Below are 13816 nucleotides of genomic sequence, written 5' to 3' on the forward strand. Positions count from 1 at the left end.
AAATTTTTATAAGAGGTTATCCGGAACCTTAGCAGTCTCTAGGTATTCTTTAGAATACTATCCTTATTTTAAGATTGTTTTAATTTTATAAAGGACAGTATCTCTCTAGGAATATTATATTTTTACCAAAATAATACAGGACATGAATTTAAACGGAAAAGTCGCCTACATCACGGGAGGATCAAAAGGCATCGGGTTCGGTGTGGCCAAAAAATTGATCGAAGTTGGAATGCGTGTAGCGATTAGTGGGCGGAAGCTCAAAACGGTATCGCAGGCAGCCGAATATTTGGGCGATGCCAACCAAGTCCTAGCCTTGGAATCGGACGTGACGCAGCATAGAGACGAACAAAAGGCGGTTCGGGCCATCTTAGATAAATGGGGCCAGTTGGATGTGATTCTTGCCAATGCCGGGGTAGGTCATTTTGCTGCTATTGATGAAATGTCGGAGGAGCAGTGGCACAGTATGATCGATACCAATTTGAACGGGGTTTTCCATACGCTAAAGGCTTCCGTCGAGGCGTTAAAGAAATCGAAAGGATATTACATGACCTTGGCCAGTTTGGCAGGTACTAACTTCTTCGCTTCAGGGGCCGGTTACAATGCCACCAAATTCGGAGTGGTCGGTTTTACACAGGCCGCGATGTTGGACTTGCGCAAATACGATATCAAAGTTTCTACCATCATGCCGGGCTCCGTAGCCACACACTTTAATGGCAATGAACCGGACGAAAAAGATGCCTGGAAAATACAACCGGAAGATATTGGCGATTTGGTGCTAGACCTGCTGAAGATGCACCCCAGAACATTACCGAGCAAAGTTGAGGTAAGGCCTACGCGACCCGATAAAAAATAGTTACACTTCCTTTTCTTTGAAAGGCAATTGGGGATTGCAAATTTCCAGTATCAGCTTTTTGAGCTCGGCATTGAAATTGTGAAGCACTTCTTTGTCGATAAAGGTATCGTCTGTCTTCGTTTTTTCGGTGCGATCTTTTAGGGTAAATGGCAACAGCCCGGATTTTAAATTTTTAAACGAGATGATTCCCGCTTGTATATCGCCGGCCTTCGAACTATTGGAGTACATAAGGGCATAGCATAACAGTTGAAATGCTTTGCTGTAATCGTATTCAGCGGTAAGATTGTCCCAGTTCGTTAGTTTAACATCCTTTGCGATTACCTTCCCTGTTTTGTAATCGATAATCCTTACAATACCGTCTTTACTATCGATTCGATCCAATTTTCCTTTTAAGCGAATCGGATAATTGACCTCTGGAATGTCCAAGGTCGTACTCAATTTTTGTTCCAGGGCAATGATCTTTATCTCATGTTTCTTGCACGCTACGATTTCCATGTCCAAGAAATTCTCGATATACCGAACGACTACATTAAAGGCGATCAAGTTTTTTCCACGACTGATGTCCCCATCCAAATACGTTTTTTGAAATTCTTGTTTCACCGTCTCTTTCACCTTCGTTTTGGCGGCCTTCAACTTTACCTCCGACAAAATATCCCCGACGAAAGAGGTATACAATAGCTCTAGACTATCATGTACAATAGTACCAAAAGTATTGTGTGCGACGGTTTCCTCAACTTCTTGTACATTTTCGATACCCAATAGGTTTCTGGTGTAAAAATCGATGGGGTTTCTAATGTAATTGCTCAAAGAGGTTGGTGAAAGTCCTTTTTCGGCATGTTCCTGGACAAGGGTCATCAGGTGCTCATCCTTTTCGATTTCTTCCAGTTGTTTTACCGATGGTTCCAACTTCGGGGCCGCAACGATTTCCTTGATTTGGGAGCGTTTGTTCGGGTCGGTCAGCAATTGATGGATCAATCGGCTCTTTTCGCCGCCTTCGAGTATATCGGGTTCGGTATTATAAAGAAGGTAAACATTCTTGGCACGTTGTAGCAATCGATAAAAGTGATACGTATATACCGCGTCTTTCTCTATGTAGGTAGGGAGATTAAAGGCACGTTTTAAATCGAACGGGATAAATGAATTGTTCGATTTGCCCGAAGGTAGAATACCCTCATTGACCGAGGTAAGGATGACCGTTTCAAAATCGAGGTTCCTACTTTCTAACATCCCCATAATTTGAAGTCCCTCTAGGGGCTCTCCCTTAAAATCCAAGGTTTCCGAAGAAAGCAATTCCTTGAACAGGCCTAGCAATGACTTCATATCATTGACAAAACCGTGTTTTTCCAATAGTTCTTGAAGCTGGGTGAACAGCTGATGAAAGCGATAAAGATATTCTTTGGACAGGCTATCGTTAAGGGCATCGAATTTTTCCTTTAGCCGAGTGATGAGCACCGAACACCTTTTAACAAAATCAAGGGGAGTATGGTTTTCATCATAGAAAATCAGGTCTACCATCGCATGCTCGTTAGAAGCTTGAAACAACTTTCCGGCCTTTAGATAGGCCCAATTGTTTTTCTTTATTTTTTCGGTTAAATGGGTCGCGGTATTCCTTTCTTCATCGGAAAATAGAATCTGCACATACGGATTCGCCAAAAAGCCCAAAATAGGTTGGTAGAACCACCCTTGTGGGTCTTTATTAATGTAAAGCTCCATAAATTGGATAAATAGTGTGGCAAGATCGGTTTTATGCAACGGATAACCCATGGTTATATTTACATCCGAAAGTGTTTCGGGAATGGCGTTCAAAATAGGGTTGAGTAAGGTTTCATCGCCGAGTACAACCGCCGTTTTGGTTAGGGTGTTCTGTTCCGATAGGTGCAGTTCATTTAATAGGTGGCCCACATACTTGGCCTGTGAAACGTTTTTAGGCAGCCCGATGATCTCAATTTTTTTAGGCGTGGTATAAAAATTGCTCAGGCCGTTCAGCTTGTTGTTCTTAAAATAATCCCAAGTGCTCAGATGCTGGCGGATAAAGAGTCCGGCGTCGTGTATGGGATCGTTCAAAAAAGATTGGTCTATATCCCAATAAATTTCGGTATTCGTATGCGCTATAATGCGTTGTATTATTTTTTCCTCAGCCGTGTTCAAAGCATTAAAACCGATGAATATGTGGATTTTTTCACTGTGTTCATTCAAGTAGCAATCTACCTGTTCATACGCTTTGCGGTATACGAGACCTTGGTGTCCGATACCTTTTTGCAGTAGGCTGGTATTGAAATGATCGTAAAGTGTTCCTATGGTCGCCCAGAAGGCCACATAATCTTCCATCATCTGTGTTCGGGGTGCGTCGGGAGCCCACACGCCTATCTCTTGAATGGCGGATAGATTTGAGAACAGCTGTCGCACATCGATAAGATACCGATCGATTTCATTAAAATCCTGAAGTAGTGTCTGTCCCCATTTAGAGAAGGCATAGAAGTTGTCCTTTTCGCCTTTGGTCAGTTCCTCATAGGAGGTATAAAGTTCAAAAAGTTGTTCGGTATTCGTGGCGTAGGCTATTCCCGCAATCTGCTCGACAAAGCCCTCTATACTATATATTTCGGGAGCGAATGCGGTTCGTTGGGCGGATTTGGCGATAGCGTTGCGAACAAAAGTGCCGGCACGCTTGCTGGGGAGTACAAAAACCACGTTTTCTAAAGAGGGAAACGTTTCCCTTACTCGGCCTACAACTTCTTCCAAAAAACTCTGCATAGCCCAAAAATAGAAAAAGCCCTGACGTTATCGTCAGGGCTTTTCAAATTATTTAGTAGAACGAAGTCTTACTTCATCAAGTTGATTTCCGTTCTTCTGTTTTCTTTTCTACCAGCTCTTGTCTTGTTATCAGCGATAGGTCGCTCCTCACCGTAACCTACAGCGGTCAATTTGTCAGGATCGATACCTTCTTCGATCAAGAAATCCCTAACAGAGTTAGCTCTTTCTTCAGAAAGTTTCTGGTTCAATTTTTCGCTACCTACACTATCGGTATGTCCTTCAACAGAGAACTTAGCGTTAGGATACTCGTTCAATATTCTAATGATATCAACGAATACTTTTGTAGATGCAGGATTCAATGAAGATTTACCGGTATCGAACAAGATAGTTTTTGCATACTCGTTCAATTCTTTTTGTACTTCTTCAGTTACTTCAGGACAACCATTGTTCGCAACAGTACCAGCGACATCCGGGCACTCGTCGTCTTTGTCAAGAACGCTGTCACCATCTTTATCTGGCCATGGGCATCCTTTGTTTTCAGCAGGACCTGCTTCAGCAGGACACTCATCATCCTTATCAGCAACACCGTCGCCGTCGCCATCAGGACAACCAGCTAAGTTAGCCAAACCAGCTTCGGTAGGACAAGCATCATCTTTATCGGCAACACCGTCACCATCTTGATCTGGACAACCGTTCATCTCTTTAGAACCAGCTTCATTAGGACAGCTGTCTTTGCTATCTTCGATTCCGTCGCCATCAGCATCAGGACAACCGTTGAAAGCTTCAAGACCTGCAACCTCAGGACATGCATCGTCTTTGTCATAGATACCATCACCGTCAGTATCAGTACCACCGAACTTCACGGCCAAACCAGCTAAATGTTGCCAGTGCTTTACACCGTAATCTTCGAACGCATGCTTGTAACCTGATTGAAGGGTTAAACCGATATTTTCGGTAAACCAGATATTCAAACCGAACGCACCGTTCACGGTACCAGCTCCGATTTCGTCTACCCAAGTATAACCACCACCGACTTCCAAGAATGGATCTAGGGTTTTGTTTTGTAGGAAGTTGTACTTGATGGTACCATCGATAGCGTAATGTGAAAGATCATCAACACTTGTATCACCAAGCTTTTCTATTTTATTTAAAGAACCTCTAGCACCAACAGAGAAACCTGGTCCTACAGACCTAGATACCCCGATGTAAGAAACAGAGGGAAGGATATTCCAGTGATCGGTTGCATTGTACAACTGATTGGCGAAACCACCATCGTCTCCCGTAGGATAAGTGTCAATGGCATTCACACCGAAAGAAACCTGCCAAGGGTTATTCTCGTCTTGAGCTTGCATGCTTGTAACACCTACTAATAGTAGGGCAGCAATTACTAATTTGCTAAGATGTTTCATGTTCAAAATTTTAAGTTTAAGTGTTTATTAGCCGCAAATGTAGGTTGTTAATTATTATTAACAAAATCAATTGTTTATTTTTTTTAATGCATTTAAGGTGTTAAAAGGTGCATTTAAACGATATTTAAGGCTTGTCCAACTTCAATAAATGCCTTGATGGCCTTGTCTAAATGTTCTTTTTGATGTGCTGCGGACAATTGTACGCGAATTCTTGCTTTTCCTTTTGGAACTACCGGATAAAAGAAGCCGATAACATAAATGCCACGCTCTAAAAGCATATTCGCCATCTGCTGCGATAGCTTCGCATCGTACAGCATTACGGGAACGATGGCCGACTCCCCATTGATGATGTCGAAGCCTGCGTCGATCATTCCTTTTTTAAAGTATTCTGTATTTTCCTGTAGTTTATCCCTTAGCGAGGTATTGTCTTTCAACATTTCAAAAACCTTAATGGATGCCCCCACAATGGCAGGTGCCAAGGAGTTGGAAAACAAATAAGGTCTGGACCGTTGCCGAAGTATTTCTATAATTTCCTTTTTACCCGTAGTGTACCCTCCCATGGCACCGCCTAACGCTTTTCCTAAAGTACCGGTGATGATATCGATACGACCCATGGCATTTTTTTCTTCCAAAGTGCCCCTTCCTGTCTTGCCAATAAATCCTGTGGCGTGGCACTCGTCGATCAAGACCATGGCATCGTAGGTGTCGGCCAAATCGCAAATGGCATCAAGCGGGGCGAGTAGACCATCCATAGAAAAGACGCCATCGGTAACAATGATCTTAAAACGGGCACCATCTGCATTGGCCTGTTGTAGTTGTTTTTCCAAATCGGCCATATCGCTATTTGCATAACGATACCGTTTCGCTTTGCACAAACGTACCCCGTCGATAATAGAGGCGTGGTTGAGCGAGTCGGATATAATAGCATCCTCGGCATTGAGCAAGGGTTCAAAGACCCCACCATTGGCATCAAAAGCGGCGGCATATAATATGGTATCCTCGGTACCGTAGAATTCGGCGATTTTTTCCTCCAACTTTTTATGGATGTCCTGAGTGCCACAAATAAAGCGTACCGATGACATTCCGAACCCATGGGAGTCCAAGGTATCTTTAGCGGCTTGCACCACCTCGGGGTGCGAGGAAAGGCCCAAATAATTGTTCGCGCAGAAATTGATTACCTCTTTTCCGGTATCGAGTTTGATAACGGCGTCTTGGGCAGAAGTGATGATACGTTCGCTTTTGTAGAGACCCTCTTCCTTGATTTGGGCCAATTCGGCCTGTAGGTGTTCTTGTATTTTTCCGTACATAGTATATTGATTTAGAGACTTTTTTTGAAATCAGTTTTTTCCGGTTAAAAAGGTTCAACCTAGGAAAATCCTCATGCTCAAATTGAATATGGCAAAATTAGTTGAAATCTGCTCGCTTTTCAGGATATGTGGGTATAGATTTTTTTGATTCGGCTCGAAAATCCCGCTTTATCTTTCTCGCTATTTTCAGCAGGAACTTAATTCCTCATATTTATATGAATTCCGGTAAAATGACCGTATTGCTGTACACTATTATTTTCCGAGCTACAAGATAACCCATCTCTTCCAAGGCATCTGCGTATTCGTAAAGTTGCTGGTGATAGGTCGGGTCTCCTTTTCCGGTCTTGTAATCGATTACGGTTACTTCATTACCTTCGAACACCAATCTGTCCGGCCGTAAAAGCTTCCCTTTTTGCGTAATGATATCCTTTTCATTCTTTACGATAAGGCCTTCTTTGTAATATGGTTTCAGTTGAGGATGTGCAACAATCTTGTTGATAGTGTCCCGCACCTCCTGAAACGTTTCTGGGGGTATGTCGCCTCTTCTGGAAAAAAATGCCAAGGCTGCTTCAACGTCATCTTTGGTCTCTACATGGCTCAAAATAGTATGAATGAGATTTCCTTGGGCAATAGCGGTTTCCCGTTCCGTATCCCAAAGACTTCCCGCCGCGGCCAAAATGCTAAAACCGGGTCTGTTTTTAAAGGTATATTGAAAGGGCACCGATTTTGGAGCCCGCAAGGATGTTTCTTCCAGCCTGCTGAAGGTGCCAAAGCCATAGATTTCCTGGTTACCGTCCCAAAGCCCCTTCTCCTTCAGATAATGAATAAAGAGTCCTGAATAATGCGAAGCGTTGTGCGCCCCGTTTGATGCGATTTCCTTTTTCGAGATAATGAAGAGCGCTTTTTCGGCCCGGGTCAGTGCGACATACAAAAGATTGAAGGCATCCAATTCCATTTTCTGCTCTTCCTCGGTATAGCGCTCGGCTGCTATTGCGCCATATTGCAACACCTCCTTTTTTTCACTGATCAATAGGGTGCTAAAACCGTTGAAGTCTTCCGGGTCGACCGGAAGCCACATGTTCTTACGGAATCTCCTGTAAATATCCTCATTGGCATAGGGGAAAATAACAACGGGAAACTCCAGTCCCTTCGCCTTGTGAATGGTCATGATGCGCACGGCGTTCGAGGTGGCGGGAGCACTGAGCGAAAGTTTTTCTTTTTTCTTGTCCCAATATTCCAGGAATGTCTGTACTCCTGCACCATCTTTGTTCTCCACATCGAGAACAGTATCTAGCAAGGAAATCAAATACACATCGTTGTCGGGAGCAAGGTCGAATTGCTTGATCGCCAATTCCAGGCCATCATAAACAGATTGTTTGCGCATGAAGGACATATCCAAACCATAGGTGTTAGCTAAAAAGGTGTTCAACTGATTCAGATGTGCAGTAATCAGCTCATGACGCTTGTTTTTGCCCTTCGATAAAAAAGAAAGTATCTCGTAGCGTACGGCAGGATCGTTGGGCATGCTTTGATAACGCAGCAAAGCGATCAGAAAGCGTACTTTTTCACTACTATTGATCAACAAGCTTTCGGTAGAGATGACTTGCACTTTGTTCTGGGTGAGGAAATCGGCCAGCGCCACACCATGTTTATTGCTACGTACTAGAATACAGATATCGCCATAGGCCTTTCCTTTTGGATCAACTTTGTTTATGGTTTCCAAAACAGCATTTCCATACAAATCGTCTTTGTCATCGACATCATCTTCATCCAAAAAACGCATTTCGACATAACCGCCTTCCTTGGCATTTTGTAACTGCTTATTGCCTTCAACGAACAGTGCGTTGTATACCGGTTTGTTAAGGAACTGGCTTATATTCTGAAAAAAATCATTGTTGAATTTGATGATTTCGGCCTGGCTACGGTAATTTGTCTTGAGCATTTTAACAGCAGGTGCGATTACGAACGGATTGTCCTGCCCACTCGTTAGTTTTAAAAATTGCTCGGCCCGACCCCCCCGCCAGCGATAAATCGCCTGTTTGGTGTCGCCAACGAGGAAAAGGGACCCCGTGTGGCCATTTTCATCATATCCCGCCAACGCATTATCTATCAATGGTTGCAGGTTTTCCCACTGCATAACCGAGGTATCCTGAAACTCATCGATGAAATAATGGCGGTACTTTTCACCCAATCGCTCATAGATAAATGGCGCAGGCTGGTTCTTGATTTCCTTGGAAATGATGGTATTGAATTCCGAGATGGAGAGCTGGTCACGTTCTTCCTGCAGGGTTTTGATTTCTTGTTGGATGGAGTTTAGCACCGTTAAGGGTACTATGCTGCGATAGGCGTTCCGGAGGAGCGAATACTCGCTAAAAGCGTTTTGAATTAAACCGAAGAGGATACTGAAATCCTGATGTAGGGAGTCGAGAACCAGTTTGGTACTTTCGTCGCATTTTTTGGCATACAAGGGAGCGTCATCAAAATTTTGTTTCCATTTGGCCCCGAAATCGATATCAAAACCCCCATTGGAAATTTTAAGCATGAACTTTGGGAAGTAACTTGATGAAAAGTCACTAAACTCCAAGTTGTTTTCCTTGATCAGCTCCAGTGCCGATACTGAAGCTTTCTTCATTTTGGCCTCGGAACCGGCTATTCTAGTTTTAAGTAGCTTTTTAAGGTCTAAAAAATCGGCAATACTTTTGCTCCCATACTTTTCCAGCTGCTTTTTATGGTTTTCTTCAAAGAGTAGCCCTCCGATGCCGATAAGATCTAGGCCGATATCCCAACTTTTATCATCCTCGATTTTTTCCAATGCAAAATCCAAGAGTACCTCGGTCAGCAACGGGTCTTGCCCCGCTTTAAGGATAAGGCGGGAAACCGCTTCGTTCAATAGCAGGTCCTTGTCCAGCACCACCTCGAAATTCTGGGGAATTTTCAGGTCCTTGGCAAAGGTTCGGATCAGCCTATGGGTAAACTTGTCCAGCGTAGAGACATCAAAAAAGGCGTAGTTGTGCAAAATATCCTTTAGGGTTTCCCCAGCTCTTTTTCGTAGTACCTCAGTGTCTAAATCCAATTCTTTTTGAACATCCAGGAATAGTGGCGAGGCGTGTGTAACGCTATCGGTATTCGAGAATTCGAAAAGGCTTTCAAGAATACGGCTTTTCATTTCATCTACCGCTTTGTTGGTGAACGTCAGGGCTAAAATCTGGCGATAGCCACCTTTTGAGGTCAGTATGATTTTTAAATATTCCTTGGTAAGTGTGTGCGTCTTGCCCGATCCTGCGGAAGCATTGTATATTTTAAACGGACTCTCGTTCACCTGTTCTTTTTAAATTGCTATTCGTAAATGCAGTCGATAGCGGTTCTGTCAAATAATTTCCTTGTAGTCCTTACCTCGATTCTTCCTATTTACCACTCTTTTGGAGAGGTAAAAACTTTCATTTTCGGTGGTTCTGGGCGAGGTTGAATTTCAAATTTTGATTTCAAAATGTGTTGATGTAAAATCATTGTATTTCTATAATGTTTCTTCCAAGGCAATTCATTTCAAGAAAAAACATAGTCGCAAATTAAGCAAAAGAAGAGAGATAGATGAGGATGTGCGTTATCAAAATTGATTTTGGTCTTAACAAATTATTAATGGAATTTGATTGTTAAAAAACGTAGTTTTGAGGAACACTGAAGATTAATCTAAAAACACCATTATTATGGCTTTTGAACTACCCAATTTACCCTACGCCAAAGACGCGTTGGAACCACATATCGATGCACGCACTATGGAAATACACCATGGCAAACATCACAATGGATATACTACAAAATTAAATGGTGCCATTGAAGGTACTGATCTCGAGGGGAAATCCATCGAGGCAATATTGAAAAACCTCGACATGGGCAATACTGCCGTACGGAACAATGGCGGTGGTTTTTACAACCACTCCCTATTCTGGAATGTCATGTCACCCGACGGAGGCGGTAAGCCTTCTGGAGCTTTGGCAGATGCTATTGAAAGTGCTTATGGTTCTTTCGATGCGTTTAAGGAAAAGTTCAGTAGCGCTGCAGGATCGCGATTCGGATCGGGATGGGCCTGGCTCTGTGTGCATCCGGGAGGAAAGGTCGAGGTCTGTTCTTCACCTAATCAGGACAACCCATTGATGCCCGGCGTTGGCTGTGGAGGTTTCCCTATTTTAGGATTGGATGTCTGGGAGCATGCTTACTACTTGAACTATCAAAATAGGCGGCCCGATTATGTAAGTGCCTTTTTTAATGTCATCAATTGGAATAAAGTTTCTGAATTATACGAGGCAAACAAGTAAGAAATACTATTGAAATTGAAAAAACCATCCCGTGTCGGTACATCGGGATGGTTTTTTTATGCTTTAAAAAGATTGATAATCGGGAAAAATCGCATTTTCAAAAACAGCGATGATCGGATATAGAAAAGGGCGGAGAAGTCTCCACCCTTTTCGTCCCAAATCTTACCATAAACTTAACCTACTTATGCTATGGCAATGCTAAATTACTGGTATTGCAGCACATAAAAAAGAAATTTTAAGAAATTTTAAGTGTTTTTTCCTACTAAAAGAATAGGGGAGAAGTACCTGAAAATGGGCCGCCCTGTCATTTACTAGGGTTCGCACAATAAAAAAGGCGGAGCATAGCTCCACCTTTTTTCCCCAAATCTTACCATGAACTTAACCTACTTATGCTATGGTCCTCCAAAAATAGACCGAATTAACGGTGCTGTGAAAGGTTTTAGACGAACGGCATGATACGTGGCTCAACTGTAATATGGGTTGTGAAAAGATGTATATATGAAAGAAAAAGAGCACGTGAGTCAAGGCAAATTTCGTTTAGCCGTAGGTGTTCTTGAGCGTTTAAATTTGTAAGGGAATTTCAATTTGATAAGTTTCGAGACCCTATAAAGACTTTGGGGTACCTTCGAGTGGTTTGTGCCATCGCCGCACTCGTTTCAGAATGCTTAGATTCAAGTTCACCTATGGGGTTATGCTATCTTTTATTTGCGTTGAATGCTGCAAGTAAAAGGCGAGAATTACAGCTAAATAAAAAGGCGGAGCATTGCTCCGCCTTTTCCCCAAATCTTACCATGAACTTAACCTACTTATGCTATGGTCCTCCAAAAATAAGGCAGCTTCAAAGGGCGGCGAAATTTCTTGGTTGAAGGGTACGGAAATAGGGTGAAGTGTGTTTTGGAAATAAGTTACTGTGAATTACCTGTCTATAATCAAGGGCTGGAACAAATCCTGACAGAAATTAAGAAGCGGAACGCCTTCAAAGGGGCTTGGCAAGAAGGACAATGAAATACCATGAATAAAGTTTGGCGCATAAAAAAGGCGGAGAAGTCTCCACCTTTTTTGCCCCAAATCTTACCATGAACTTAACCTACTTATGCTATGGCGAGTCTAAAATAAGAGGTGGTTTTTCGAAGGGACTAAAAAGACGTTGAACAACGTGATTTATCGATGAAATACACAAATTGATGCATTTCATCGATAAAATTTTCAATATGCCCTTTGATTTTTTCCTTCGTAAAAGTTAATAAATGCCCTGTTGACAACGCGATTACCGCCGGCTGTTGGGTAGTTTCCGGTAAAGTACCAATCGCCAAGATTTTTAGGACAGGCCTTATGAAGGCTTGTTATGGTCTGGTAGATAATCTGTACTTCTGCTTTGATATCTGACGGACTCAACAGTGCCCCTATTTTATCTGAAATCTCATCGGCGGTAAAGGGCGCATAGAACTCCTTCACGTAATTGATGACGTTCTTGTCTTTCGTGCTTACCTGCTCTAAGCACTTTTGATAAATTTGATCAACAACAGCCGTAGTACCGCGTTCTTGGTGTAAGGCCAAGGCAGCTTTGAAGGCGACGAAATCCTCTAATTTGGCCATATCGATGCCGTAGCAATCGGGATAACGAATTTGCGGTGCAGAGGAGACGACGATAATTTTCTTGGGCGACAAGCGGTCTAGAATGCGCAGAATGCTTTTTTTCAAGGTAGTGCCCCTCACGATACTGTCATCTATAATCACCAGATTATCCCCCTTGTCTACAGAGCCGTACGAAATATCATAGACATGGGCGACCAAATCGTCCCGACTATCGTCCTGGGTAATAAACGTGCGTAGCTTTGCATCTTTGATCGCTACTTTTTCGATTCTGGGGCGAACATCCAAAATCTCGTGCAACTGCTCGCTGGTCATTTTAGGACCCAATGCCAAGATCTGTTCTTCCTTCTTTTTGTTCAAGTAGTTTTGCGCTTCCTTTACCATGCCAAAGAACGATGTTTCAGCGGTATTCGGAATGTAGGAGAAAACGGTTTTCTTTAGGTTGTTGTCTATGGCGGTCAATATTTTCGGAAAAATCAATTTGCCGAGTTCCTTTCGCTCCTCGTAAATTTCCTTATCACTTCCCCTGGAAAAATAGATACGCTCAAAAGAACAGGCTTTTCGCTCCGTAGGTTCTAAAATTTGCTTTATCGCCGTGCTACCGCTCTTCTTTATAATGATGGCGTGCCCTGGATCTAATTCCTTTACTTCTTCATAGGGCACGTTAAAAACGGTCTGTATGGCCGGGCGTTCGGAGGCTACGACCACCACTTCGTCGTCTTGATAGTAGTATGCCGGGCGAATTCCAGCAGGGTCTCTCTGTACGAAGGCATCCCCATGGCCTAAAAGACCGCCCATGGTATAACCACCATCAAAATTCTTTGTGGCCCTTCTTAAAATTTTAGCCACCTTCAAGCGTTCCGCAATCAATGGGGTAGCCTCTAGTTTGGTGTAGCCTTCCTTCTTTATTTGTTTGTATAGTTTGGCCACAGCGTCGTCTAAAAAGTGACCGATTTTCTCCATAACCGTGACCGTATCGGCCATTTCTTTCGGATGCTGTCCTAATTGTACCAGGTTATCGAACAACTCATGTACATTGGTCATGTTAAAATTGCCCGCAACGATAAGGTTTCGGTGCATCCAATTGTTTTGTCGGATAAACGGATGTACGCTTTCGATACTGTTCTTGCCGAAAGTGCCGTAACGAACATGGCCCAATAGCAGCTCGCCTATATAAGGAATATTCTTTTTTTGAAGCGCAACATCATCTTTGTACTCGGGATTTTTCAAAATCGCCGTATTGATCCGTTCGTTGATTTGGGCAAAAATATCCTGAATGGGTTGTTGGGCGGTCGAACGTACGCGGCTCATGTAACGTTCACCGGCATTCATATCCAATTTAATACTGGCAAAACCTGCACCGTCCTGTCCACGGTTGTGCTGTTTTTCCATCATGAGATACATCTTGTTTACCCCATAAAATGCGGTACCGTACTTTTCTTTATAGTACGACAGAGGTTTCAACAATCTAATAATCGAAATACCGCATTCGTGTTTGATCGCGTCGCTCATTGTTTATGCTCTACTATTTTTATATTGTTATCACTTTTGGTCCGATTTCAAAATAAATCGAATCAATGTTGTTGACTC

The 13816-nt window shown here is 42.9% G+C and carries 7 protein-coding genes; 2 read left to right on the forward strand and 5 right to left on the reverse strand.

Annotated elements, in window-relative coordinates; genetic code table 11:
- The first annotated feature begins 142 nt into the window (after positions 1–142).
- Positions 143–853, forward strand: a complete 711-nt coding sequence (locus FGM00_RS18675) for an SDR family oxidoreductase (RefSeq protein WP_138854375.1) — start codon at positions 143–145, stop codon at positions 851–853.
- On the opposite strand, the gene FGM00_RS18680 is transcribed toward FGM00_RS18675, so the two are convergent.
- From FGM00_RS18680 to FGM00_RS18695, 4 genes are all read right to left on the reverse strand, one after another.
- Positions 854–3604, reverse strand: a complete 2751-nt coding sequence (locus tag FGM00_RS18680) for a PD-(D/E)XK nuclease family protein (protein WP_138854376.1) — start codon at positions 3602–3604, stop codon at positions 854–856.
- A gap of 68 nt (positions 3605–3672) precedes the next feature.
- Positions 3673–5013: an OmpA family protein gene (locus FGM00_RS18685; protein ID WP_138854377.1), complete on the reverse strand. Its 1341-nt coding sequence runs from the start codon at positions 5011–5013 to the stop codon at positions 3673–3675.
- A gap of 113 nt (positions 5014–5126) precedes the next feature.
- Positions 5127–6320 carry a glycine C-acetyltransferase gene (gene kbl / locus FGM00_RS18690; RefSeq protein WP_138854378.1) on the reverse strand — a complete coding sequence of 398 codons (1194 nt, stop codon included), beginning with the start codon at positions 6318–6320 and terminating at the stop codon, positions 5127–5129.
- Positions 6321–6531: 211 nt separating this feature from the next.
- Positions 6532–9639 carry a UvrD-helicase domain-containing protein gene (locus FGM00_RS18695; protein WP_138854379.1) on the reverse strand — a complete coding sequence of 1036 codons (3108 nt, stop codon included), beginning with the start codon at positions 9637–9639 and terminating at the stop codon, positions 6532–6534.
- 385 nt (positions 9640–10024) lie between these two features.
- Between FGM00_RS18695 and FGM00_RS18700 the strand changes: the two genes are divergently transcribed.
- On the forward strand, positions 10025–10633 hold the full coding sequence (locus FGM00_RS18700; protein WP_138854380.1) for a superoxide dismutase: 609 nt from the start codon (positions 10025–10027) through the stop codon (positions 10631–10633).
- Positions 10634–11839: 1206 nt separating this feature from the next.
- Here FGM00_RS18700 and FGM00_RS18705 read toward each other — a convergent pair.
- Positions 11840–13738: an amidophosphoribosyltransferase gene (locus FGM00_RS18705; RefSeq protein WP_138854381.1), complete on the reverse strand. Its 1899-nt coding sequence runs from the start codon at positions 13736–13738 to the stop codon at positions 11840–11842.
- Positions 13739–13816: the final 78 nt, after the last annotated feature.

Source organism: Aggregatimonas sangjinii (assembly GCF_005943945.1).
GTDB classification, from domain to species: domain Bacteria; phylum Bacteroidota; class Bacteroidia; order Flavobacteriales; family Flavobacteriaceae; genus Pelagihabitans; species Pelagihabitans sangjinii.